The 25,142-nt window shown below is 72.1% G+C and carries 21 protein-coding genes and 2 pseudogenes; 13 read left to right on the forward strand and 10 right to left on the reverse strand.

What is annotated here, in order from left to right; genetic code table 11:
• Positions 1-92: 92 nt before the first annotated feature.
• Entirely contained in the window at positions 93-1,220 is a 1,128-nt protein-coding gene (locus OG370_RS04555; protein WP_328460834.1) for a MerR family transcriptional regulator, read from the reverse strand.
• A gap of 263 nt (positions 1,221-1,483) precedes the next feature.
• On the opposite strand from OG370_RS04555, the pseudogene OG370_RS04560 reads away from it, so the two are divergent.
• Positions 1,484-1,597, forward strand: a pseudogene (locus tag OG370_RS04560) (DUF397 domain-containing protein); the annotation flags it as partial.
• A 103-nt stretch (positions 1,598-1,700) separates the two neighbouring features.
• Here OG370_RS04560 and OG370_RS04565 read toward each other — a convergent pair.
• Positions 1,701-2,318, reverse strand: coding sequence for a TetR/AcrR family transcriptional regulator (locus OG370_RS04565; RefSeq protein WP_328460836.1), 618 nt, complete (start codon positions 2,316-2,318; stop codon positions 1,701-1,703).
• Between the two features lie 118 nt (positions 2,319-2,436).
• Between OG370_RS04565 and OG370_RS04570 the strand changes: the two genes are divergently transcribed.
• Positions 2,437-3,888 (forward strand): amidase, encoded by a 1,452-nt coding sequence (locus OG370_RS04570; protein ID WP_328460838.1) that lies wholly within the window; start codon positions 2,437-2,439, stop codon positions 3,886-3,888.
• Positions 3,861-4,193, forward strand: coding sequence for a hypothetical protein (locus OG370_RS04575; RefSeq protein WP_328460840.1), 333 nt, complete (start codon positions 3,861-3,863; stop codon positions 4,191-4,193). The genes OG370_RS04570 and OG370_RS04575 overlap by 28 nt, the downstream gene beginning before the upstream one ends.
• Positions 4,194-4,301: 108 nt before the next feature.
• On the opposite strand, the gene ltrA is transcribed toward OG370_RS04575, so the two are convergent.
• The 4 genes and pseudogenes from ltrA to OG370_RS04595 all read right to left on the reverse strand — a co-directional run bounded on the left by ltrA (position 4,302) and on the right by OG370_RS04595 (position 8,278).
• Positions 4,302-5,774, reverse strand: a complete 1,473-nt coding sequence (gene ltrA, locus OG370_RS04580) for a group II intron reverse transcriptase/maturase (RefSeq protein ID WP_328460845.1) — start codon at positions 5,772-5,774, stop codon at positions 4,302-4,304.
• Between the two features lie 587 nt (positions 5,775-6,361).
• Positions 6,362-6,706 (reverse strand): annotated as a pseudogene (locus OG370_RS04585) (IS1380 family transposase); the annotation flags it as partial.
• A gap of 417 nt (positions 6,707-7,123) precedes the next feature.
• Positions 7,124-7,852, reverse strand: a complete 729-nt coding sequence (locus OG370_RS04590) for an HAD family hydrolase (protein ID WP_328460847.1) — start codon at positions 7,850-7,852, stop codon at positions 7,124-7,126.
• 57 nt (positions 7,853-7,909) lie between these two features.
• A complete protein-coding gene (locus tag OG370_RS04595) occupies positions 7,910-8,278 on the reverse strand; it encodes a VOC family protein (protein ID WP_328460849.1) in 369 nt (122 codons plus the stop codon).
• Positions 8,279-8,341: 63 nt separating this feature from the next.
• Here OG370_RS04595 and OG370_RS04600 point away from each other — a divergent pair, with 63 nt between their 5' ends.
• Entirely contained in the window at positions 8,342-8,815 is a 474-nt protein-coding gene (locus OG370_RS04600; protein WP_328460851.1) for a MarR family winged helix-turn-helix transcriptional regulator, read from the forward strand.
• Positions 8,816-9,035: 220 nt separating this feature from the next.
• Complete coding sequence (locus OG370_RS04605) at positions 9,036-9,584, forward strand: DUF4232 domain-containing protein (protein ID WP_328460853.1); 549 nt, start codon at positions 9,036-9,038, stop codon at positions 9,582-9,584.
• Positions 9,585-9,723: 139 nt separating this feature from the next.
• Here OG370_RS04605 and OG370_RS04610 read toward each other — a convergent pair whose 3' ends face one another.
• Entirely contained in the window at positions 9,724-11,196 is a 1,473-nt protein-coding gene (locus OG370_RS04610) for an MFS transporter (protein ID WP_328460855.1), read from the reverse strand.
• A gap of 89 nt (positions 11,197-11,285) precedes the next feature.
• Between OG370_RS04610 and OG370_RS04615 the strand changes: the two genes are divergently transcribed.
• From OG370_RS04615 to OG370_RS04650, 8 genes are all read left to right on the forward strand, one after another.
• The gene (locus OG370_RS04615) at positions 11,286-12,374 is read left to right on the forward strand and encodes a LysR family transcriptional regulator (RefSeq protein ID WP_328460857.1); all 1,089 of its coding nucleotides are present in this window, start codon (positions 11,286-11,288) and stop codon (positions 12,372-12,374) included.
• A 381-nt stretch (positions 12,375-12,755) separates the two neighbouring features.
• On the forward strand, positions 12,756-13,922 hold the full coding sequence (gene rhaI, locus OG370_RS04620) for an L-rhamnose isomerase (RefSeq protein ID WP_328460859.1): 1,167 nt from the start codon (positions 12,756-12,758) through the stop codon (positions 13,920-13,922).
• A 168-nt stretch (positions 13,923-14,090) separates the two neighbouring features.
• Positions 14,091-16,130 (forward strand): bifunctional aldolase/short-chain dehydrogenase, encoded by a 2,040-nt coding sequence (locus OG370_RS04625; protein ID WP_328460860.1) that lies wholly within the window; start codon positions 14,091-14,093, stop codon positions 16,128-16,130.
• 271 nt (positions 16,131-16,401) lie between these two features.
• Positions 16,402-17,811 carry a rhamnulokinase gene (locus OG370_RS04630; protein ID WP_328473790.1) on the forward strand — a complete coding sequence of 470 codons (1,410 nt, stop codon included), beginning with the start codon at positions 16,402-16,404 and terminating at the stop codon, positions 17,809-17,811.
• A gap of 58 nt (positions 17,812-17,869) precedes the next feature.
• Positions 17,870-18,649 (forward strand): (Fe-S)-binding protein, encoded by a 780-nt coding sequence (locus OG370_RS04635; RefSeq protein WP_328460862.1) that lies wholly within the window; start codon positions 17,870-17,872, stop codon positions 18,647-18,649.
• Positions 18,646-20,109, forward strand: a complete 1,464-nt coding sequence (locus OG370_RS04640) for a LutB/LldF family L-lactate oxidation iron-sulfur protein (RefSeq protein ID WP_328460864.1) — start codon at positions 18,646-18,648, stop codon at positions 20,107-20,109. Before OG370_RS04635 ends, OG370_RS04640 begins: the two co-directional genes overlap by 4 nt.
• Complete coding sequence (locus OG370_RS04645; protein WP_328460866.1) at positions 20,106-20,870, forward strand: LutC/YkgG family protein; 765 nt, start codon at positions 20,106-20,108, stop codon at positions 20,868-20,870. The genes OG370_RS04640 and OG370_RS04645 overlap by 4 nt, the downstream gene beginning before the upstream one ends.
• Positions 20,871-20,909: 39 nt before the next feature.
• On the forward strand, positions 20,910-21,458 hold the full coding sequence (locus tag OG370_RS04650) for a GNAT family N-acetyltransferase (RefSeq protein ID WP_328460868.1): 549 nt from the start codon (positions 20,910-20,912) through the stop codon (positions 21,456-21,458).
• 7 nt (positions 21,459-21,465) lie between these two features.
• Here the strand turns inward: OG370_RS04650 and OG370_RS04655 are convergent, their stop codons facing one another.
• The 3 genes from OG370_RS04655 to OG370_RS04665 form a co-directional block, all read right to left on the reverse strand.
• On the reverse strand, positions 21,466-21,741 hold the full coding sequence (locus OG370_RS04655) for a hypothetical protein (RefSeq protein ID WP_328460870.1): 276 nt from the start codon (positions 21,739-21,741) through the stop codon (positions 21,466-21,468).
• 46 nt (positions 21,742-21,787) lie between these two features.
• Positions 21,788-22,807 (reverse strand): LacI family DNA-binding transcriptional regulator, encoded by a 1,020-nt coding sequence (locus OG370_RS04660; protein ID WP_328460872.1) that lies wholly within the window; start codon positions 22,805-22,807, stop codon positions 21,788-21,790.
• Positions 22,808-23,193: 386 nt separating this feature from the next.
• A complete protein-coding gene (locus OG370_RS04665) occupies positions 23,194-25,038 on the reverse strand; it encodes a tetratricopeptide repeat protein (protein ID WP_328460874.1) in 1,845 nt (614 codons plus the stop codon).
• Between the last annotated feature and the right edge of the window lie 104 nt (positions 25,039-25,142).

The raw sequence follows: 25,142 nt of genomic DNA on the forward strand, positions 1-25,142 counted from the left end.
GGTGATCGCGCGAAAATCCAGTGGAGCCGCGCCACCGTTCGCCGTCAGCGTGCTGCCGCCCCCGGACCGCTCAGCGCACTCCGCACGACCGTTCAGGCCACGAGCAGCCGCAGGCCCAACTCGGCCGTGTCCAGCGCGACCAGGTCACGGTTGCGCTCGGCCCACCGCCCCGAGGAAAGGTCCTCGCGCAATGCGTCCACCGCCCGCCGCTCCGCCTCCGGCCCGACCCTGGTCCACACCGACACCGCGCGGCGCACCTGCTCGTCCAGATACGCCTCGGGACGGCGCCAGTACGCCTCGAAGAAGCCGTCGGCGCAGTCCCACGGGACGAGCACCGGCTCCGCACGACCCCCGATCGCCCGGGTCAGATCAGCCAGCGACGGCCAGTCGACGAGGAGGTCGGCGAACTCGGGCAGGTAGTCGCGGGTGAGCCAGAACCGCTGGAGCCAGCCGGTCGTGCTCGCGTCGTAGGTGAACACCACCACGCGGCGGGCCACCCGCCGCATCTCGCGCAAGCCCGCGATCGGGTCCTGCCAGTGGTGAACGGTGCTGAAGGCCATCGCGGCGTCGAAGGACTGGTCGGCGAACGGAAGGCTCTCCGCGGCGGCGGCCACGCACGGCGCCGCTCCCGCGGGACGCTGCGCCCGCATCACCGCCGACGGTTCCACCGCGGTCACGTCACGGTCCGGCGGCTCGTAGGAGCCGGTGCCGGCGCCGACGTTCAGCACCGTCCGCGCGTCGCCGAGCGCTTCCCACACCCGCGCGGCGATCCGCGGCTCGGTGCACCGCGTCGCCGGGTAGGCGGACCCGATGGTGTCGTACAACTGCGCCCCGAACACCTTCAGTTGCTCCTCCGGTGTCGTCCTGATCCCCATGGCCCGTGCCTCCAGTTCCTTGTCGATGGCCGTCACCATCGCGGCGGCGCGGTCGCGCTGCTCCAGCAGCAGACCGCGCAGCCGGCGCAGGTGCGCGACCGCGTCGGTGGCCGGGTCGTCGACGAGATCCGCGATCTCGCGCAGGCCGAAGCCCAGCCGCCGGTAGCCGAGCACCTCCCGCAGCCGCTCCACGTCGCCCGCCGAATAGGCCCGATACCCGGCCCCGGTCCGCGCGGACGGCTCCACCAGGCCGATCTCGTCGTAGTGATGCAGCGTGCGGACGCTCACGCCCGCCAGCTCGGCCACGCGCCCCACGGTCAGGTGTTCTTCCACACCCTCGACCATGCGGCATCACGCCACGTGAGGGTCAAGCGCGCTTCTCGAAGTCGCGGGCGCTGGTGCGACGGCTTCCGTGCGGAGGCCGGCGACGCGGTAGTCCGTGAGCCGCATGACGAGTTGGCCGGCCCGCAGCCAGGCGGTGCGGCTGTCGTCGAGAGCGAGGGTTTCCGCGTCGACGACCCGGGGTTCCGGGAACCCCGGACCGTACAGCGCCCCGTGCACACCGGAGAGGTGGAAGCGCCGGGCGCGCACGGCGACGTAGAGAAGACCGCGTCGCGACGCGCGACAGCAAGAACCCGACCGGCCCGGCCCTCGTGTTCACCGGCGACGCATGGACAGCGTTCGTAGGCGGTGTCGCCGCCGGAGAGTTCGGCGACGCGTAGTTCCACGCGTTCAGCGCCATGAGAGTGCCCCACCCATCCGGATGGGGCACTTTTCGTTTTGCACCCCCGGACGACGACCAACAGACGTCGCCGCACATCGTCGTCAGAGGTCAGCCGCCCCGGATGCGCCGAGGTGCCGGTCCACGATTCCCCCGACGATCTTCATCAGACGGTCTCCCGTCTGATCGATGCTTCCGTTCTGCGTGCTGACCTGCGCCCCTTCGAGTACGAAGGTGATCTCGGCCGCGGCCTGTTCGGGGTCGGGCATCTGCGCTTTGGTGCACATGCCGATCAGCCTGCGGGCCTGGTGGGCCTTGTGGTCCTCGATCACCTGCCGTGCCGGATGAAGGCGGTCGGGCAGCTCGGCGAGGGAGTTGATGAACGGGCAGCCCCGGTAGGAGATCGCCGGCAGTCCCTCGGCGATGAAGCGGGCCAGGCCCAGAATCTGATCCTCGGGCCGGTCGGGGTATTCGGTTTCCACGCGGTCGAAGGCCGCCTGATAATCGGCGGCGACGATCCGCAGCCACTCCGCGACCAGCGCGTCCTTGGTCTCGAAGTGCCGGTAGATCGCCATCTTGGTGGTCTCGGCCTTGTCGGCGATCGCCTGGACCCCCACCTGCCGGATCCCTTCTTTCTGGAAGAGCTCTTCGGCCGCGTCGAGGATGCGCTCACGAGGCGGCAGCTTCGCCACTCTGCTCGGCCTGCTGAGGGTCGATGCCATGACTACTCCGTCACTCCGATCGTGGGGTTCGCGACCCCCTACGATACCAGACAGACCCCTTCGATACCGTGGGGTATCGTTCGGCACTCGACGGTATCGGTCTTGTCAGGGAGTGGCAGTGAAAGTTTCTGAATACGTGAGCTTCGACGCGGTCGGGCTGGCGGAGCTGGTGGCCAAGGGCGAGGTGCTCCCCGCCGAACTGGAGGCAGCCGCACGCGAGGCTGTGCAGGCAGTCGATCCGCGGATCAACGCCGTCGTGGAGACCTGGCCGTCCGACGACGAACCTGTCCCAGGCAGCGCACCCCTGGCCGGCGTCCCCTTTCTGATCAAAGACATCGCGGTTGCCATGGCCGGCAGGCGAATGGAGCTGGGAAGCCGTCTGGCGGCCGGTCACGTCGCCGGCTCCGACTCCTCACTGATGCTGCGCTTCCGTCGCGCCGGCCTCGTGACGTTCGGGCGCACCGCGACACCGGAGATGGCCTACGGCATCTCGACGGAGTCAGCGTTGTACGGCGCGACCCGCAACCCGTGGGACCTGGAGCGGAGCGCGGGCGGGTCCAGTGGAGGCGCGGCCGCCGCTGTCGCCGCGGGGGTGGTCCCGGTCGCCCATGGCACCGACGCCGCAGGATCACTCCGTGTCCCCGCCGCCTACAACGGCCTCTTCGGGATCAAACCCACCCGTGGCCGGGTGTCCATGGGGCCCGGCGTCGACGAGGTCTTCAACGGCCTGGCCGTGCACGGCAGCGTCAGCCGCACCGTACGCGACAGTGCGGTACTGCTCGACCAGATCCGCGGCCCGGAATCGGGCGACCCCTACTTCGCCCAGCAGCCGTCACGGCCGTACGCGGAGGAAGTCACCCGTCATCCGGGCTCGTTGCGAATCGGTGTCCTCGCCCAGGCGTGGGGCGGACGCCGCACCACCACACCGGTGACCGACGCCCTCTTCCGCACCGTGCGGTTGCTTGAATCCCTCGGCCACCGGGTGGAGGAGGCCGAGGTCGACCTCGGCGCCGACTGGGACGAATTCGTCCTGGCCAACGCCCGGCTCATGACGGTGAACCTCACCACCCTGGTCGACGGGTTGGCCGCCGCCTTCGGCCGTCCCATCGACTCCTCGACCCTTGAGCCGGCGACCCTCGCCGGCTACCACTACGGGCAGCGGGTCGGCGGCGCGCAATTCCTCACCGCTCTCGCGATGCGGAACCGGGTGGCCCGAAACCTGGCGTGGTACTTCGACGCGTACGACATCCTCCTCACGCCGACCCTGCCGGAGCCCCCCTTGCCTCTGGGCACTCATACCGAGGGTGCGGAGACACTGGACGGCCTCGGCTGGATCGAGCGCATCAACGACCTGTCGCCGTTCACCATGCCGTTCAACGTGGCAGGCACGCCCGCCATGTCCGTACCTGTGACGGCCGACGCCGGGACGGGGCTTCCGGTGGGTATGCAGTTCGCCGCCGGATACGGCCTTGAAAGCCGGCTCTTCCGCCTCGCCGGCCAACTCGAACAGGCAAGTCCGTGGTCAGGCCGCACTCCCACGGTATGGGCTGGGAACCACCCAGGCCGCTGAAGAACGCTCCTGGCACACTGCAGAGGGACATCGACCCCTACCAGCAGATCGCGGACTGGCGATGGGCGATCACCTACCTCGGCACACGCGGGGAAATCGACGAACAGCGCGTCGGCGTCCGGGGATTCAGCTACGCCGGTGGTCACGCCCTGGTCCTCGGGGTCACCGACCGCCGCATCAAAGCCGTTTACGCCCGGGCCCCCACCGACAGCGGTTACGAGACCGGACTGCGCCGCGTCCCTCCCCACGAGGTACGCACCCTGGAAGAGCGTTTCCACACCGCAACTGCGCTCCAGGGTGGGTGAGTCGGCCCGCAGCGCGGTGCCGGTGTTGCCACCGGTCCGTTTCTGCGGACCGCTCGCCGAACCCGGCGTGCGCGTTTCCACGCACCGGGCTCTCCACGGTCTCTGCCGTCAGGCGTGGTTGGCCAGGATCCAGGGGTTCGGGATCTTATTGCCGCGGTACCGGTACCTTTCGGTTGGCACCCGGCCGAGGTTGAACAATTCGATCCCGTCCGATGAGGGCATCAGCCACCGGCCGGTGTGGTCGGTGAGATGCCTTCGCAGGTCGGTCCAGCTCCAGCGGTGCAGCCGCATCCACCACCGGGCAATCCGCCGCCAGACGAAAATGGCGAGAGTCTGCAAGGTGCTCTTCGCGACTGCATATCTGAAGTAGTTGGACCAGCCGCGCATGATCCGGTTGAGCCGTCTCAGCACGTCCCTGGGTGGCTGTTGCGACAACCTGTGTGTCAGGGCACGAATCTTGTCCTTCAAGGACCGGATGGGCCGGTCAGCTATGAAGGTATAGACGTACCACTTGTCCGTACCTCGCTTGCGTTTCCACTGGAGGCGGAACCCAAGGAAGTCGAACCCTTCGCTCATGTGCACGACGCGGGTCTTGGCTTCGGAGAAACGAAGTCCCAGCGGCGCGAGCACATCAGCAATTTCCTCGCGCAGGACTTCCGCATCGTCACGGCTGCCGAACACGAGCACGACGAAATCATCCGCATAGCGGATGATCCGCCAGTTCGGCAATCCCCTCCGGCGACGGAGGGCGCGACTTACGGGGCTGGCCATCGTCCCACCCGGCCGCCATGGGCCATGGGCATGCTCATCGAGCACGCTCAGGGCGATGTTGGCTAGCAGGGGGGACAGGATGCCTCCCTGCGGCGTGCCGGTCGGGTTGTCCTCGAAGTGACCGGTTTCAGTCATCACCCCGGCCTTGAGGAACGCCTTGACCAGCAGCAGCACGCGCTTGTCCTTCACCCGGGTCCGCACTCGGTCCATGAGGGCCGTGTGGTCGATCGAGTCAAAGCACGCCTCGATATCCGCATCCAGCACCCAGCGGTAGCCTTTGGTGCCGAAATACTGAATCTCCGCGACCGCGTCGTGTGCCCTTCGCTTCGGCCGGAATCCGTACGAGACCGGCAGAAAGCCGGCCTCGAAGATCGGCTCCAGCACGAGCTTCAGCGCCGCCTGAACGACCCGATCCGCAATGGTCGGAATCCCCAGCTTCCGGACTTTGCCGCTGCCGCCCGGCTTGGGGATCTTACGCTCCCGCACCGGAAGCGGACGAAACGATCCGTCTTTCAGCTGGGTTTGCAGGTCGTCCAGGAATCCGGACACACCGACGCCCTCCTCGATATCGGCGGCGGTCAGGCCGTCGACTCCAGGAGTTTTCGCGCCGGTGTTGCCCGCGACCCGATCGAACGCCGCCAGCAGCGTCGCCGGGTCGTGCACGAAGTTGAACAGGTCGTCGAACCTGCGGCCGGAGTCGGCCGCCGCCCAACGGTGAAGCTTGGCCTGCATCCTCGATACCCGGGCGCGCGGCCCCACCGGGTCCATCGCATTCGCGGCGCCGATGTTCACCGACGCGTCTTTCGACATTGCAGCCTCCTTCCCTTCTCGAAACCGTTGCCGTCCTTCCCCATGTGCCGGGCTTTCCCCGGCTCGGAGTACTACGACGGCTCCGCCCCATCCCGGCCCGATCTGCGGTCGGTGCGCTCAGCCGCCCGGTCGGGTTGGCGGCCCGGCCGGGTGGCAGGACCCGGATGGTTCCCGTGTTCACTGTGATTCGCTCGACGGAGGAGGAGCCCGACTCTGTCCCTGCGGCATCACCACGGCTACCCCGCAGCACTTCACCGTGGTCTCCCGGCCAGCCGTCCTATCCGGCCCAGGAGTTACCCGCCGATATCCGACGGGTTGCGCACCGCCCCCGGCCCATATCCACCAGATTCGAGCCGGTGCAAGATGAAGGGACGTAAACGCCGGTTCCTCTCGTACTCCTTTCCGTCCCGCTCGCCGGACCCGCACCATCTGGCAGTGCTGACACGTCCCGGCTTTGTCAGGGCTGCTTCCCGCCCTCACCGGCACCACCCGGATCAGACTGCCCTCAGCTCCACCGTCCTGCTGCGACAGGATCAGCGACGAAGGTCTCCCACCTCCGTTCGAATCAACAGCGCCTCACGGCGCACCGGCCGTTCCTTGCGCACGATCAGCCGTATCCCCTTCGGCCGGCCTCTGAGGACGTCACCGGCGGACTCGGCGACCCAGGCGCCGTCGCGAATCACGCCGCCCGGCTCGACGGCTACCGTCCAAGCGGCGGCCGGACGTTTGAGGACTGCTGCGTAGATGGCGTCGGTGATGGTCATGCCGACCGAGCAGGACAGCCACCTTCCCCGTTGGGCGAGCCACGCGACGAACTCATGGGTACCGCCTGCGCAGTCGGTGCGCATCAGGGTCTGGCGTCCGCGCCGGTACTGCTTCGGCAGTTGGGCCAGAGCGAGTCGGGAGGTGGTCATGTGGTCGGCGGGGGTGTTGCGGCTCCGCTGCTTCCGTGGTCGACGAAGGCCGTGATCGCCTGCTGGACAACTCAGTTGCGTGACTCTCGGCTGTCCAGCCAACGCACCCGATCTGCCTGAGGGTGCTGAGGCAAACGGCCCTGTCCGCACCCCGGGTCCCGTTCCTTACCGTGCGGGCGGCCTCATCACCACGAGCGTACCTCGCCCTGAGCAGGCGACTGCGTGACTGCCCAGGGGCCGCTTCACCTGCGAAGTGCTCGAATCCTCGCGACTGGCGGGCAATCGGGCCTGGCGTACTGGCGCTGGACACCGACCGTGCCGGTGACCTCCCTCACGCCCCCGGTCTCGTCGACCACGAGCTCGGCCCGGTCGTCGTGCAGGTGCTCCGCCACGGCTGGAGTACCAGCGACCGCTGGCGCAGGGGCGCCCGGGCGATTACCAGCCGAGCGCTGGGCCGCAACGGCTCGCGAAATCACGGAGGTCGGTCAGGACGATGTCGGCTCCGGCCCGGCGCAGCTCCTCGGTGGTGTACTTGCCGGTCGCGACCGCCACGGCCAGCGCGCCGGCGTCCAGTGCGCCGCGGACGTCGTGGGGCGTGTCACCGATGACCACGGTCAACCGGCCGGCGAAGCCGTGACCGTACTTGTCGGAGGCCCGCTTGCGGGCTTGGCGTACCAGGTCCGCCCGGTCGCTGCTGTCGTCGCCGTAGCCGCCCACCGCGAAGTCGATGCCGTCACCGAGGCCCAGCGCGCCGAGTTTGGCCATGGCGACGGGACGTATGTTGCCGGTGACGGCTGACTGCACGGTGTGCCGGGCGCCGCACGACGCGATGGCCTCGCGCGCCCCCGGCAGGACCGTACCGGCTTCGCGCATGCGGTCGGTGAGGCGTCGAGTGGCCGTCGCCAGGGCGGCGAAGAACTCGCCGAACAGGGCTTCGGTCTGCTCGACGCCGTTCAGGCGAAGCGTCTCCTCCAGGATCGCCCGGTCGGTTCGGCCGGACATGTCCGGCAGCTCACCGAGCGGCTTTCCGGTCACCTGCCGGAAGGCGAGTTCGTAGGCTGCGCGGCTCACCCCGCCGCCGATGGTGACGAGCGTGCGGTCGATGTCCCACAGGATGAGGTGAGGGGATGAAGCGGCCTCGCCGGCAGGGCTGTCCGTAGCCATGCGAGACAGCGTAGGGCGTCGGCTCGCGGCCACGCGGACAGGTGATCAACGAACGCGTCAGGCGCGGTCGTGGAGGGTGACCTGGTAGCCGTCGGGGTCGGCGAAGGTGAAGGTCCGGCCGAAGGGGCCGTCGATCGGTGCGGAGACGATGGCGTGACCGTCGGCGACGAGAGCGTCGTGGATGGCCTGGACGTCGGTGGCGTGCAGCCAGATCGCGGCACCGATGCCGGGCCGGGCGACGGATGCGAGGTCGGTGCCGGGAACGATGTCGCGGAGTGCGAACGCGATCGGCTTCGTCTCGAAGACGACGGCGTGCGGAGGTCCGGCCTGGGAGCGGACCAGGCCGAGGTACTGCTCGTAGAACGCCTGTGAAGCGTCGAGGTCGCGCACCTGGAGGGAGATGAAGTCAGGGCCGGTGGCGGGCATGGTGATGCTCCTTATCTTCGTGTCAGTATCCTGACACAGACCACTGTATGTCAGAATGCTGACATGAGCCAAAACGGTGCCGGCGTCGACCTGGACAGATCACTGGGCTACCTGCTGAAGGAGGCTTCGAGCGCCCTGCGCGCAGCCATGGAGGAGGTGCTGCGGCCCCTCGGGATGAACGTGACGCACTACTCCTGCCTCGAACTGCTCTCCCAACGGCCGGGCCTGTCGAACTCCGAGCTCGCGCGGGGCGCGTTCGTGACACGGCAGTCGATGAACGTGCTGCTCCAGACCCTGGAACGAGACGGCTACGTGACCAGGCCCGCGCAGGCACCCGTCGGGAAGGTCCTTCCCACCCGGCTCACGCCCCGCGGCCGGCGGAGCCTGGAGAAGGCGACCGTGGCGGTGCGGTCCGTCGAGGTCAGAATGCTGGCCGGCATGTCCGAGGCCGAGCAGTCGGACGCGTTCCGGATACTGCGGGGCATGATCCGTTCCCTGCGCGACGGCGACCGCGACGACGGCAACGCCGACGCATAGTTCGTTTCCCGGCGCGCTCCGGGCCGGCGCGGCCGAGCCGATGAGCAGCGCACCCCTGCCGCCGTACGGCGGTTCTCGTACGTGGTCACCGTGGAACGCCTGTTTGTCGGAGAAAGGTTGCCCGTATACCGAACCTTCCCCCGGGTTCGCCCGTCTTCAGGTGCGTAGGCGCGCACTTGACCAGCGCGCCGAATCACCATCGAGGGGAAACCAGCACTTCATGAAGAGCAAGCTGACCGCCGTGGCCGTCGCGGCCGTCGTCATCGCCGGCACCGCCGCTGCCGCCATCCCGGCCTCGGCCGCCACCTCCACCGCCAAGGCCAAGCCGACCCGTTGCCACACCGCCGACCTGAAGGCGGGCTTCGCCACGGGGGGTGACGCGGCGCCGGAGATGAACCAGACCAAGAAGCAGACGCAGGCGTACATCTGGTTCACCAACACGAGCAAGCGCACCTGCACCGTGTCCGGCTTCGCCGGTGTCGACATGGTCGGCGCGCAGAAGACCGACGGCACCTGGTCGCTGCGGCGCTCCTCCCAGAAGCCCGTGAAGATCACCCTGAAGCACGGGGACACCACGGACTTCAGCATCACCCTGGCCCCGGTCGCCAGGTCCACGCCGAAGAAGGAGAAGTTCGTCCCGGCGAAGTTCCTGGTCACCCCGCCCAACGAGACGAAGCACTTCGCCCTGAAGTGGCCGTTCGGCGGCCAGATCCTCAAGCAGGACGGCGCCACCCGCCCGGCCACCTACCTCAACCCGGTCGGGCGGTAACCAGCCGGGCAGCCGCCGGGGTTCCTTCGGCTGGTGGCCGCCGCACACACCTCCGGGTGGTGCGGCGGCCACGTCCGGCACCCGGCCCGCCCGGATAGGACCGGGTACGACCGGGCCCGGACCGGAAACCCGCCGCGGACTACGACCCCGAGCGGCCGCCCCGCCCGGCCCGGCGCCCGCCGGCCGCCCGGAGAGCGACGGGCAGCACCGCCGCCAGAGCACAGACCACCCCGGGCAGCAGCAGGCCCCAGCCGACGCCGCGGGCGGAGGGGTGCACCGCGACGAAGGACCCCAGCACGGCCACCCCGAACGTCGCCCCGAGCTGCCGGACCGCGTTGAGCAGACCGCCGGCCGCACCCGCCGCCCCGGCCGGAGCGAGGGTGATCACCGCGGTGGTCAGCGCGGGCAGCGCCAGGGACACCCCGCAGCCGGCCGCGCACAGCCCCACCGCGAGCACCGGATACGGCGCCCCGCTGCTCGCCGCGCCCGCCATCACGCCGCCGGCCGCCGCGAGCAGCGCCAGCCCGCCCAGCACCGGCCCGCGCGGCCCGAACCGGGCCACCAGCCGCCCGGTCACCAGCAGCGGGTTCACCGCGGTCGGCAGCGTCAGCGGCAGGAAGGCCACACCCGCGGCCACCGCGCCGTACCCCCGGGTGGACTGGAGGAACAGCGGCAGCACGAACAGCACGGCGGTGAGCGCGAACCCGACGGCCGCGCCCGCCACGAGCATGCCGGTCATCCCGGGCGCCCGCAGCACCGCGGGCACCAGCACCGGCGACGCGCCGCGCCGTTCCCGCCGGTCCATCCGTTCCGGCCGTTCCCGCTGCCCCCGCCACTCCCGCCGTTCCCGCCCTACGAACAGCGCGCCCGCGACGACCGCCCCGGCAGCCGAGCAGGCACCATGGCCGACCGCGTGCGCGCCGAACGCGATCAGCGCGTCCGTGAGGAGCCCGAGCGCCGCGCACACCGCGAACTGCCCGCCCCAGTCGACCTCGCGCTCCCCGCGAGGGCAGCGCACCGCGGGACCTGCGACCAGGGCGAGCACCAGCGCGGCCAGCGGCACGTTCACCAGGAACACCGCCCGCCAGCCCGCGAGCGCGACCAGCAGCCCGCCCGCGATCGGGCCCGCCGCCAGCGCCGCGCCGCTCACCGCCGCCCACACCGCCACCGCGCGGGCCCGCCGCGCCGGGTCCGGGTAGAGCCGGCTGATCATCGCCATCGAGCTGGGCACGCACGCCGCCGCGGCCACCCCGAGCACCGCCCGAAGGCCCACCAGCGTCCACAGCCCCGGCGCGCACGCGCTGAGCAGCGATCCCGCGCCGAACACCGCGATCCCCGCGCGGAAGACCCGGTGCGCCCCGTACCGGTCGCCGACCGCCCCCGCCGACAGCAGCAGCGCGCCGAACGCGACGGTGTAGCCGGTCACCACCCACTGCAACCCGGCCGTCGAACTGCCCAGCGAGCGCGCCAGGTCGGGCTCGGCGACGGACAGCACCGTCGTGTCGAGCAGCACCATGAAGTACCCGAGGGCGATACCGAGCAGCGCGGTTCCCGTACGCGGGGCGGCAGTTGGCATACGTGGCGGGGCGGGCGACGGAAGTGTGTGCGACATGCCCCGCACCCTCCCGCCGCGCCCCCTTCCCGCTCCACCGCCGGCTCCGCACGCTCCGTTCGGCGGAACCGAATGCGAGGATGGGGCACATGGCGAAGCGAAGCGCTGCCGCGGGCAGGGCAGGCACGGCGGGCACGGCGGGGCTACGGACACGGGTGGGCGCGGCGCGAACGGGCACGGGCGCAGGACCGGCCGCAGGAACAGGACCGGCCGCGGGCACGGCGGGCGCCGACCGGCCGGCGGGCGTGAGCGGCACCCCGGTTCCCGCTCAGCCCGCGCCCCCGCTGGACCTGCGGCAGTTGCGCACCTTCGAGGCCGTCGCGGGGACCGGAAGCGTGACGGACGCCGCCGTACGCCTCGGCCTCGCGCCGTCGTCGGTGTCGCAGGCGGTGCGCACCCTGGAAGTGGCGCTCGGGGTCGAGTTGTTCGAACGGCGGCCGCGCGGCATGCGGGTCACGGCAGCCGGTGAACGGCTGCTGGTGTGGAGCCGGCGGCTGCTGGAGCAGGCCGAGCAGGCCCGCCGCGAGGTGGTCGACGCGGGCCGGGAGCGTACGGCGGTACGCCTCGGCGCGCTGGAGTCGATCGCCGCCGCGATCGTGCCGGGGATTCTGCAGCGGCTCGGCGCGCGCAGGCCGGACCTGGACGTGGAGGTCACCTCGCAGGCCGACCGGTCCGCGCTGCTGGCGTCGGTCGCCGCGGGGGAGTTGGACGCGGCCCTGGTGCTGGACGCCGGCGACTCGCTCGGCGGCCTCGGGTTCGCGCCTCCGGCCGGCGCGGAGTTGGAGTTCCTGGACCTGGAGCCGGTGCCACTGGTGCTGGTCGCGGCGCCCGGGCACCGGTACGCGACCGCCGACCGGCTCGCCCCGTCGGACCTGCGCGGCGAGCGGCTGCTGGTCAACGTCCACTCCGCCTGTTCCTTCGCGCTCGCGACCGGCCGGCTGTGCGGCCCCGGCGTGGAGCGGGTGCACGCGGGCAGCGTCGCCGTGATGCGGGCGTGGGCCCGGCGCGGTGTCGGCCTGGCGCTGCTGCCGTCCTTCGCGGTCGCCGACGACCTGGCCGCGGGCACCCTGACCGCGCTCCCGCTGCCCGCCCCCACCCTCCACCTCCGCCTGACCTGGCCCCCCTCCCGCACCACCCACCCCCCGACGCGCGCGCTCCTGTACGCCGCGAGCGCCTGACCCGGCACGCTCCCCGCGAGCCCGGCCCGCTGCCCGCTCAGCGCGCAGCGGTACGACAACGGCGCCCGGCCCGCTGCCGATCCGCCCTCCTTCGCCGTCGGCCCGGCCGGAGCGTCCAGCGCCACCTGTCCCTCGTGCGGGAGCAACGTCGCCAAGCACGGGTCCCCGGCGCGCCGCGCTTGCGTTTCGCGGCGTGAAATGATTCATCGCGCTCCCCTCAGCGCGCCCCGGCGCGCCTCCCGCGGCCCTGCCTGACAGCAGCTCCAAGGCGCGATTCCACCTGCCGTAGATCGGTCGGCGTACACCTTGACAGCGTTCCGGCACGCCCCTATCTTCGTGGCGTGAATCGATTCATTTCAAACGGTCAGCGGAGGGTCGCCCATGCCTGATCGGTCGGCGGTGAAGGCGGCACTGAGCTCCCAGGTGATCGAGACCCCGTCCTGGGGGTACGGCAACTCCGGCACCCGGTTCAAGGTCTTCGCCGAACCGGGCGTGCCCCGGGACCCGTTCGAGAAGCTGGACGACGCCGCCCAGGTGCACGCCACGACCGGGGCCGCCCCGGTGGTCTCCCTGCACATCCCGTGGGACGCGGTCGGCGACTACGACGCGCTGGCCCGGCACGCCAAGGAGCGCGGGCTGCGGCTCGGCGCGGTGAACGCGAACGTCTTCCAGGACGACGCGTACCGGCTCGGCTCGGTGGCCAACCCCGACCCGCGGGTGCGCCGCAAGGCCGTCGACCACCTGCTGCACTGCGTCGACATCATGGACGCGACCGGCTCGCGCGACCTGAAGCTGTGGTTCGCCGACGGCACCAACTACCCCGGCCAGGACGACATCACCGCCCGCCAGGACCGGCTGGCCGAGGCCCTCGCCGAGGTGTACGCGCGGCTCGGCGAGCAGCAGCGGATGCTGCTGGAGTACAAGCTGTTCGAGCCGGCGTTCTACTCCACCGACGTGCCGGACTGGGGCACGTCGTACGCGCACTGCCTGGCGCTGGGCGAGCGGGCGCAGGTCGTGGTGGACACCGGTCACCACGCGCCGGGCACCAACATCGAGTTCATCGTGGCGTTCCTGCTGCGCCAGGGGAAGCTCGGCGGCTTCGACTTCAACTCCCGCTTCTACGCGGACGACGACCTGATGGCGGGCGCGGCCGACCCCTTCCAGCTCTTCCGCATCCTGCACGAGGTCGCCAAGAACGGCGGCTTCGCACCGGAGACCGGGGTGGCGTTCCTGCTCGACCAGTGCCACAACATCGAGGGCAAGATCCCCGCGGTGATCCGCTCGGTGATGAACGTCCAGGAGGCCACCGCCAAGGCGCTGCTGGTCGACCTGGACGCGCTGCGGGCCGCGCAGGCCGCCGGTGACGTGCTGGGCGCCAACGCGGTGCTGATGGACGCGTACAACACCGACGTACGGCCGCTGCTCGCCGAGGTGCGCCAGGAGCAGGGGCTCGACCCCGACCCGCTGGCGGCCTACCGTGCTTCCGGCTACCAGGAGCGGATCGTCACCGAGCGCGTCGGCGGCACGCAGGCCGGCTGGGGCGCGTAACCCGCGCGCCGGGCACCGATGTCGGCCCCGCCGCACGCCGGTGGCGCCCGCGCGACTCGGAACCGTACGCCCGCCCGTCCCGTCATCGACTCCACTCGACCCACTCGACCTCACCCGAGCACCGGAACCGACCCGGACCCGACCCGGACCCGAAGGAAGACGACCGTCATGACCCTCTCCCCCGAGGCAGCGGCGCTGCTCGCCCGCTCCAACCGGCTGGGCGCCGATCCTCGCAACACCAACTACGCGGGCGGCAACACCTCCGCCAAGGGCACCGCCCCCGACCCGGTGACCGGCGCCGACACCGAGCTGATGTGGGTCAAGGGCTCCGGCGGTGACCTCGGCACGCTGCGCGAGCCGGGCCTGGCGGTGCTGCGCCTTGACCGGCTGCGCGCGCTCACCGAGGTCTACCCGGGCGTGGAACGCGAGGACGAGATGGTCGCCGCGTTCGACTACTGCCTGCACGGCAAGGGCGGCGCGGCCCCCTCGATCGACACCGCGATGCACGGCCTGGTGGACGCCGCCCACGTCGACCACCTGCACCCCGACTCCGGTATCGCGCTGGCCTGCGCGGCCGACGGCGAGACACTCACCAAGGAGTGCTTCGGCGACACCGTGGTGTGGGTGCCGTGGCGCCGCCCCGGCTTCCAACTCGGCCTGGACATCGCCGCGGTGAAGCAGGCCAACCCCAAGGCGATCGGCTGCGTGCTCGGCGGCCACGGCATCACCGCGTGGGGCGCGACCAGCGAGGAGTGCGAGCGCAACTCGCTGCACATCATCCGCACCGCCGAGACCTTCCTCGAACAGCGCGGCAAGGCCGAGCCGTTCGGCCCGGCACTGGACGGCTTCGCACCGCTGCCGGCCGAGGAGCGGCGGGCCCGGGCGGCCGAACTGGCGCCGCTGCTGCGCGGCCTGGCCTCCGCCGACCGCCCGCAGGTCGGCCACTTCACCGACAGCCCCGAAGTGCTGGACTTCCTCTCCCGCGCCGAGCACCCCCGGCTGGCCGCGCTCGGCACGTCCTGCCCCGACCACTTCCTGCGCACCAAGGTCCGCCCGCTGGTGCTGGACCTGCCGCCGACCGCGCCCCTGGAGGAGGCCAAGGCGCGGTTGCGGGAGCTGCACGCGGACTACCGCACGCAGTACGCCGCCTACTACCAGCGGCACGCCGCGCCCGACTCCCCCGCGATGCGCGGCGCGGACCCGGCGATCGTGCTGGTGCCGGGCGTCGGCATGTTCAGCTACGGCAAGGACAAGCAGACCGCGCGCGTGGCGGGCGAGTTCTACGTCAACGCGATCAACGTCATGCGCGGCGCCGAGGCGGTCTCGACGTACCGGCCGATCGAGGAGTCGGAGAAGTTCCGCATCGAGTACTGGGAGTTGGAGGAGGCCAAGCTGCGGCGGATGCCGGCGCCCAAGCCGCTGGCCACCCGGATCGCGCTGGTCACCGGGGCCGGTTCCGGCATCGGCAAGGCCATCGCGCACCGGCTGGTGGCCGAAGGGGCCTGCGTGGTCGTCGCCGATCTCGACGCGGCCAACGCGGCCGCCGTCGCGCAGGAGTTGGGCGGTCCGGACAAGGCGGTCGCGGTGACCGTGGACGTGACCTCCGAGGAGCAGATCACGTCCTCCTTCGAGCAGGCACTGCTCGCCTTCGGCGGGGTGGACCTGGTGGTCAACAACGCGGGCATCTCGATCTCCAAGCCGCTGCTGGAGACCACCGCCCGGGACTGGGACCTGCAGCACGGCATCATGGCCCGCGGCTCGTTCCTGGTCTCCCGCGAGGCCGCACGCGTGATGACCGAGCAGGGCATGGGCGGCGACATCGTCTACATCGCCTCGAAGAACGCGGTCTTCGCCGGCCCCAACAACATCGCCTACTCCGCGACGAAGGCCGACCAGGCCCACCAAGTACGCCTACTCGCCGCCGAGTTGGGCGAACACGGCATCCGTGTCAACGGCATCAACCCCGACGGTGTGGTCCGCGGCTCCGGCATCTTCGCCGGCGGCTGGGGCGCCCAGCGCGCGGCGGTCTACGGTGTCGAGGAGTCCAAGCTCGGCGAGTTCTACGCCCAACGCACCCTGCTCAAGCGGGAGGTCCTGCCCGAGCACGTGGCGAACGCGGTGTTCGCGCTGACCGGCGGCGACCTCACCCACACCACGGGCCTGCACATCCCCGTGGACGCCGGCGTCGCGGCGGCGTTCCTGCGCTGAACGCCGCGGCGGCGTTCCTGCGCCGAGCGGGCGCCGCCCCCGCCCCACCGAGCCCCACGAGATCTACTGGCTCCATGAGAGCCGCACCGATCCCCGTCGGCTCCCGCCGACCACAGCCGACCCCCGCCGACCCGCACCGCCCCCCACCGACGAAGCGCGACAAGCCGCACCGCGCCCCGCACCCGAGGTAACCACCGTGCCCCGCAGTCCCTCCTCCACCTCCCCGTCCGCGTTCGCCGCCGCCGATCTCGGCGCCACCAGCGGCCGCGTCATGGTCGGCCGGGTCGGCCCGGCGCACCTCGACCTGAGCGAGGCGCACCGCTTCCCGAACCGCCCGGTCCTGGCCGGCGGCAGCCTGCACTGGGACGTACTGAGCCTGTACCAGGGGGTGTTGGACGGGCTGCGGGAGGCGGCGCGGTCCGGCGGCGTGACGTCGGTGGGGGTCGACTCGTGGGCGGTGGACTACGGGCTGCTGGACGCCGACGGCCGGCTGCTCGGCAACCCCCACCACTACCGCGACAGCAGGACGCAGGACGCGGCGCCGCGGGTGTGGGACGCGGTGCCGGCGAAGGAGCTGTACCGGGTGACCGGACTGCAGCACCTGCCGTTCAACACCGTCTTCCAGCTCGGCGCCGCCCGCGGCAGCGCCCAACTCGCCGCCGCCCGGACGCTGTTGCTCATCCCGGACCTGTTGGTGCACTGGCTGACCGGCACCGTCGGCGCGGAGTTGACCAACGCGTCCACCACCGCCCTGCTGGACGCGGCGACCGGCGACTGGTCGGGCGACCTGCTCGGGCGGCTCGGCCTCGACCCGGAGCTCTTCCCACCGCTTCGCCAACCTGGCGACGTCGCGGGCGAGTTGCTGCCGGAGGTGACGCGGGCGACCGGCCTGGCCGAGGGCACCCCGGTGGTGACCGTCGCCTCCCACGACACCGCGTCCGCGGTGGCCGCGATCCCGGCCGACCGGCCCGGTTTCGGCTACGTCTCCTGCGGCACCTGGTCGCTGGCCGGTCTCGAACTGGACCAGCCGGTCATCACAGAGGCGTCCCGGGCCGCCAACTTCACCAACGAGCGCGGCATCGACGGCACGTTCCGGTTCCTGCGCAACATCATGGGGCTGTGGCTGCTGTCGGAGACGCTGCGCACCTGGGCGGCCGAGGGGCTGCCCACCGATCTCGCACCGCTGCTGGCCCGGGCCGCAGACGCGCCACCGTTCGCCGCGCTGGTCGACCCGGACGCGCCGGAGTTCCTGGCGCCCGGCGACATGCCGGCCCGGATCGCCGCGTACTGCGAACGCACCGGGCAGCGCGCCCCCGCCGACCAGCCCGCCATGGTGCGCTGCATCCTGGAGAGCCTGGCACTGGCGCACCGGGCGGCCCTGCGCACCGCGGCCGAACTGTCCGGGCGCGACCTCGACGTGGTGCACCTGGTCGGCGGCGGCAGCCGCAACGACCTGCTGTGCCAACTCACCGCGGACGCCACCGGGCTGCCGGTCGTCGCCGGTCCGACCGAGGCGACCGCGCTCGGCAACATCCTGGTGCAGGCCCGCGCGCACGGCCTCGTCGCCGACCACGCCGCCATGCGCCGGCTGGTGGCCGACACCCAGCACCTGCGGCAGTTCCGGCCCAGCGGCGACCCGAACGTCTGGGCCGCAGCGGGCGCCCGGATCGGCCTCGGCTGAGCCTCCCGCCGGGGCGCGCCGGGCCCCCGGACCGCACCGCCCACCCCTAAGGAGCCGCATGCGGGTCGCACTCTTCCTCACCTGCGTCAATGACGCGCTGTATCCGGGCACCGGTTGGGCCACCGTCAGGCTGCTGGAGCGGTTGGGCGTGGAGGTGGACTTCCCCGCGGCCCAGACCTGTTGCGGGCAGCCCCAGTTCAACACCGGCTACCGCCACGAGACCGAGCCCCTGGTCCGCCGGATGGCCCGCGCCTTCGACGGCTACGACTACGTGGTCACCCCGTCGGGCTCGTGCGCGGCGATGGTCCGCGACAACTACCCGCGGATCGGCGCCAAAGCGCTCGCCGAGGGGCGCGGCCCCGAACTCGCCGACGCCGCCGCGTCCTTGCAGAACCGCACGCTGGAGTTGACCGAGTTCCTGGTGGACGTGCTCGAAGTGACCGACGTGGGCGCCTACTTCCCCCACACCGTCACCTACCACCCCTCCTGCCACGGCCTGCGCATGCTCGGCCTCGGCGAACGCCCCCGCAAACTCCTCCAAGCCGTCAAAGGCCTGGAACTCCGCGAGTTGGACGGCGCCGAGGAATGCTGCGGCTTCGGCGGCACCTTCGCCGTCAAAAACCCCGACGTCTCCCTCGCCATGGGCCACGACAAAGTCCGCCACGCCCTCGACACCGGCGCCACCATCCTCTGCGGCGCCGACAACTCCTGCCTCGTCCACCTCGACGGCATCCTCCGCCGCAACCACGCCCCCCTCCACACCCTCCACCTCGCCGAAATCCTCGCCTCCACCGAACAACACCCCTACCAACCCACCACCACAGGAGCCACCCGATGAGCGGCACCTACCTAGGACTCCCCTCCTTCCCCGACGCCGCCCACACCTCCACCCACGACACCCAACTCCGCGCCAACCTCACCCACGCCACCCACACCATCCGCACCAAACGCGCCACCGCCATCAACGAACTCCCCGACTGGCCCCAACTCCGCACCGCCGGCGCCGCCATCAAAGACCACACCCTCCACCACCTCGACCACTACCTCCTCCAACTCGAAACCGCCGTCACCAACGCCGGCGGCACCGTCCACTGGGCCACCGACGCCGACGAAGCCAACCGCATCACCACCCACATCATCCACACCACCGGCGAAACCGAAGTCGTCAAAGTCAAATCCATGGCCACCCAGGAAACCGGCCTCAACGAAGCCCTCCACACCGCCGGCATCCACGCCTACGAAACCGACCTCGCCGAACTCATCGTCCAACTCGCCCACGACAAGCCCTCCCACATCCTCGTCCCCGCCATCCACAAAAACCGCACCGAAATCCGCGACATCTTCCACAACGAAATGGCCCACTGGGGCCGCCCCGCCCCCGACCACCTCACCGACAACCCCACCGACCTCGCCGAAGCCGCCCGCCTCCACCTCCGCGAAAAATTCCTCCGCACCAAAATCGGCATCTCCGGCGCCAACTTCATGATCGCCGAAACCGGCACCCTCGTCGTCGTCGAATCCGAAGGCAACGGCCGCATGTGCCTCACCCTCCCCGACACCCTCATCTCCATCGTCGGCATCGAAAAAATCATCCCCACCTTCCAAGACCTCGAAGTCTTCCTCCAAACACTCCCCCGCTCCTCCACCGCCGAACGCATGAACCCCTACACCACCATGTGGACCGGCACCACCACCCACGACGGCCCCAAAAACTTCCACCTCATCCTCCTCGACAACGGCCGCACCGACACCCTCGCCGACACCACCGGCCGCCAAGCCCTCCGCTGCATCCGCTGCTCCGCCTGCCTCAACGTCTGCCCCGTCTACGAACGCGCCGGCGGCCACGCCTACGGCTCCCCCTACCCCGGCCCCATCGGCGCCATCCTCACCCCCCAACTCCGCGGCACCACCACCCCCCTCGACGCCTCCCTCCCCTACGCCTCCACCCTCTGCGGCGCCTGCTACGACGTCTGCCCCGTCGCCATCAACATCCCCGAAATCCTCGTCCACCTCCGCGAACGCGTCGCCGAGCAGGGCGAGGGGCACCGCGCCGAGCGGGCCGCGATGCGGGCGGCGACCTGGCTGCTGGACCATCCGGCCGCCCTGTCGGCCGTCGAACGCGCCGCGTCCGCCACGCGCGGACTGCACCCCGCCCGGCTGCCGCTGCCCGGCCCCGCGAAAGCGTGGAGCGACGCCCGCGACCTGCCCGACGTGGCCGCGGAGCCGTTCCGCGCCGGCTGGAAGAAGGCCCGGGGTGCCGGCGGCGCCCCGCGGAAGGACAAGGACACCCCCCGATGACGCACCCGGCACACCCGATACGCCCCGCCGACCCCGCGGGCTCCTCGGACCCCGCCACCCCTTCCAGCCGGGACCGCATCCTCGCGCGGGTCCGAGCCGCCCTCGCCGACCGCCCCGGCTCCACCGCCGGGGCCGCCGGGGCCGCCGAGGGCACCGCGCCCGCCGACCCGCCCATCCCCCGCGACTACGCCCGCGCGCACGTCCCCGACGACCCCGCGTCCCTCGTCGACCTGCTCGCCACCCACCTCGCCGACTACCGCGCCCACGTCCACCGCTGCACCGCCGCCGACCTGCCCCGTACGATCGCGGAACTGCTCACCGCACACGGCAGCCGCACCGCCGTGGTGCCACCCGGACTGCCCGACGGATGGCTGCGGGACGCCGCGGACGTCACGACGACGATCGGCGGCGACGACATCACCGCCGCCGAACTCGACCGCATCGACAGCGTCGTCACCGGCTGCGCGCTCGCCATCGCCGAGACAGGCACCATCGTCCTCGACGCGAGCCCCGACCAGGGCCGGCGCGTGCTGACGCTGGTGCCGGACCACCACGTGTGCGTCGTACGGGTACCGGAACAGGTGGTCGCCTCGGTCCCGCAGGCACTGCCCCGGCTCGACCCGGTCCGCCCGCTGACCTGGATCTCCGGCCCCTCGGCCACCAGCGACATCGAACTCGACCGCGTGGAAGGCGTACACGGCCCGCGTACGCTCGACGTCGTCCTGGTCGCCCCGGACGACGCGGAGCAGCCGGGGGCCTGAGCGCGCCGCCCCCGGGGCGGCGGAAGGGAGTGCCGCGCGATGGGCCGTTCCACGCCGGTCGAGCCGCCGCGTACGCCGCTGACCGACGGCACCGTGACCGTACGGCTCAGGCGGGAGTCGGACATGGACGCCATCGCGGCGGCGAGCCACGACGCCGAGACGCGCCGCTGGCTGGACGACGGCCCGATGGACGCGGAAGCGCGGCGCACCGGCGTGGCGCGGGTCGAGGCGGCCTGGCGCAGCGGGCGGGCGGCTCCGGCGGTGATCGCGGACGCGGTCACCGACGAGCCGGTCGGCATCGTGAACCTCCAGTTCCGCGCCGACGACGTGGCCTCGGTCGCCTACAGCGTCTTCCCGGCCCACCGCGGCCGCGGCATCGCGCCGCGCGCCGTCCGCCTCGTGACCGCCTGGGCCTTCCGCGACCTCGCCCTCACCCGGCTCCTGCTGGAGGCCGACGAGGCGAACGCCGCGTCGGTGCGGGTCGCCGAGAAGTGCGGCTTCCGCCGTGTCGGCACCCGCACGTCCCCCGCCCCCGACGGCACCACTCCGCACCCCACCGCCCTCTTCACCCGCACCACCCCGAACTGACCCGGCGTCAGCACGGCACGTCCACGCCGTACGTCCTCAACCCCTCGACGGCAGCGCGCAGGCAGCGATCCACCGTGTCGCCGTCGGCGCGCATGCCGTGCGGGAGCGGGCCGCCGCTCGCGAAGAACGTCCACGCCGGCCGGCCTTCCCGCAGCCGCTCGGCGTCGAGGCGCAGTCCGGCCCCCACGCCCTGCTCGCCGAGCCACTCCAGGATCAGGAGGGCCACGTCCTCGATCCCGCGGTCCGGGTCCGACGTCACCCAGCGGCCTCGGCGCGACGGCACCGTCACGCGCTCCCCCGCGCCGGGACCCAGCCGCTGCCGCGCTCGCTCACCGCACCGGCAGGCTGGAGCCGCGGACGACCAACTCGGGGAGCAGGACGGCACGTTGGTGCTGGTGCTGGGCGGCGCGGGGTCCGGTCTCCTCCAGCAGGAGTTCCGCGGCCATCCGGCCCATCTCGGCGGCCGGCTGCCGTACGGAGGTGAGGGGGACGACCGCGGCCGCGGCGAACTCGATGTCGTCGTAGCCGACGATCGCCAGGTCGCGCGGGACGGCGATACCGGCGGCGTAGACGACCTGAAGGACGCCGAGGGCGAGCAGGTCGTTGGCGCAGAACACCGCGGTGGGGCGCTGGGCGAGGCCGAGCAGCCGGGAGGCGGCGTCGCGGCCGGCGGCGACGTCGAGCCGCTGCGCGGGGATCTCCAGCAGCGCCTCGGGGCCGAGCCCGGCCTCGGCGAGGGCCTGGAGCATGCCGACCCGGCGGTCCTTGACCTGCTGCAGGTGCGGCGGCCCGCTGATGTAGGCGATGGTGCGGTGCCCGGCGGAGACCAGGTGGCGGCCGGCCAGCGCGCCCCCGATCGTGTCGTCGACCGACACCGAGCACCCCTCGGCCTCGCCGGTGCCCCGGTCCACCAGGACGAACGGCACGTTCTGCTGCCGGAGCAGGTCCAGGCTGGCGCCGGTCGGGTCGGCCGGGGTGAGCAGCACCCCGCGCACCCGCTGCTCCGCGAAGAGCGAGACGTACGTCGCCTCCTCGGAGGCGCTCTGGCCGCTGTTGCAGAGCATCACGCCCAGCCCCGCCTCGCGGGCCGCGGACTCCGCGCCGCGCGCGACGTCCACGAAGAACGGGTTGCCCATGTCGAGGACGAGCAGCGCCATGATCCGGCTCTGGCCGGCCCGCAACTGGCGGGCCGACTCGCTGCGGACATAGCCGAGTTGCTTGATGACGCTCTGCACGCGGTCCCTGGTCTCCTCGGAGACCAGGTCGGGACGGTTGATCACGTTGGACACCGTGCCCACCGACACGCCGGCCTGCCGCGCCACGTCCTTGATCCCGACCATTCGCACCATGTTCTCCTCAAAGGGGCTCTCCGCACCGCCGGACCGCAATGTACTGAACGGGTCGGAGGTTTCCCCATTGAAACAGTTCACTCGGCCCCGCCGCACCAGAGGGCGACCCCCACCCGGGTCCAGCGCCGCCAGCCGGGCCGCGGCGGGCCCGGAAGGGTGCACAGCGTGGCTCCCGCGCGACGCATCGACCGATTGAAACTATTCAACCCACGTCGCCGACCCTAGGGCCGGCCCCGGCGGACGTCAAGCCTCGCGCCGGACGTACGCCCCCATACCCGCCGCAACCGAGAGGGGTACGGACGAGCGGGCCCACCGTACTCCGATTAGATGCATTCAATACCGCCACCGGCTCCCGCGCTCGCTCTGCCCCCGCACCCGCTCCCGCACTACCCGCTCTTACGCCGCGGCCGCTTCCCGAACAGCGCCCTCGCGGGCCTCGTCCACGGGGTCGCCCGGAGGTTCCGCCGCGCGCGGCGCGCCACCTCGGGATCGATGCCCGGGCAGATCAACACCAGTGCGGCGAGCGGGTCGTGGAGTCCGGTGGGCCGCTTGCCGAGCGCCGCGGCGGCCTCCTGGTAGCGCCGGGCGACGGCTTCGGCGATCTCCGCGCGCTGTTCGGGGTCGCGCCACGCGGCGACGCACAGGGCGAACGCGGCCGCGTCGACGGTCCAGTCGTCGGGCCCGAACAGCAGGCTCAGCAGCAGGGCGCGCCGGGTGGAGCCGGCCCACGGCTCCTCCGGTCGTTGGTGCAGGATGCCGACGCACACCCACACCTGGGCGAACCGCTCCCAGTACAGCGGGTGCTCGCGCTGGAGCTCCCTCCAGTTCGGGTCCCGCGGCGGCGGCATGTGGGCGAGCAGGCCCAGCAGGTCGGCGCGGTCCAGCTCGGCGAAGGCCGCGGCGCGGTCGTACGCGATCAGCGGCTCGGCCCAGATGCCGACGGCGACCTGGTGGACGAGGGCGACCGCCGCCGGCGAGGGCGGTGCCGCGGCCGCGACGGGCTCGGTGCCCCGGTAACTCCACAGCGGCGGGCCGAAGTCCGTACGGACGGGAAGGCGCGGGTCCGGTTGCGGCCAGCGCGCCAGAGTCGTCGTGGGCGCGGGAAAGCGGGCACGGTAGAGGGCTGTCGGCGTCGGCGCTTCGAGGGCCGTCGCCGTCGCCGTGGCGCCGGTCACCCGGCCGTGCGACTCCTCGATCCCGGCCAGGTACCCGTAGGCGCGGCAGACGGCTTCGGTCGGCGGGGGGACGATCCGCAGCCACGTGCCGTCTTCGCAGGCGCGCTCCACGCAGGTGCGGAGGTAGCCCACCTCCGGATGGGCCACGGCGAGATCGATCAGGGTCGTCAACTGCGCGGTGTCGCCGCCGCTTCGGGTCTTCCGGCCGGCGCGGTACCGGGCCGCGAGAACCGCCGCGCGGTACTTGGCGCCCGACGGGTCGGCCGCCGAGGGTCCGGCCGCCACCGCGCGTTCGGCCCAGCGCAACGACTGCGCGACGTCACCCTGGTCGAGCGTGATGTCCGCGAGGTCGAGCAGGACGTCGGCGTTGCCGGGCGCAAGCGCGACGGCCCGCTTCCACACCTCGATCGCACGCTCCGGCTGCCCGGCGCCGCGGTGGGCGGAGCCGAGCAGGATCAGAGTGGGTTGAGTCGCCCGGCCGTCGGCCTGTACCTCGCGTTCCTCGGCCCGCAGGCACCAGGTGACCGCTTCCTGGTGCGCCCCGAGCCGTCTGGCCAGCGCGGAGAAGGCGCGCAGACCACCCGCGTCGCAGTCCGGCCGGGCCGCCGCCTTGCGGGCCAGCGCCAGCCACGGGGTCAGGGCCGGCGCGACCTCGGGCGGCGCCGGGTCCTCGACGGCCCCCCAGACGGCGCTGACCGCGCCGCCGACCGCCGGAAGCGGCAGCGAGCCGCCGAGCTCCGGGCTGAACCAGGGCGCCGCGGCCCAGGGCCGCTCGGGGTGGACGGCGACCGCGGAAGCGAGCAGCTCCACCGCGTCGGGCACCCGCCCCTCCTCGGCGATCAGCGCGATGATCGCCGCCGCGTTCCCCGGGAAGACCGTGGTGCCGTCACCCTTGAACAGCTCCCGCGCCGCCTCGGACGATCCGGCGGCCACCACGATCTCGCCGAGCACGGTGTACGCCGATGCGAGGCCCGGGTCGTGGAACAGCGCCCGGCCGAGGTGGAAGGCGGCGTGCGGGAGGTCCCCGGCGACCAGGAGCGCCCGGCAGCGCCGCACTTCCTCTTCCGCCGGGGCCCGCCCGGAACCCCCGTCCCGGCCCCCACCCGGTCCCGCGCCCGATGCCGATCCCGATCCCGCTGCCATGTGGTCCCCGTCCCCCC

Origin of the sequence: Streptomyces sp. NBC_00448, from assembly GCF_036014115.1 — a bacterium.
GTDB lineage: Bacteria > Actinomycetota > Actinomycetes > Streptomycetales > Streptomycetaceae > Actinacidiphila.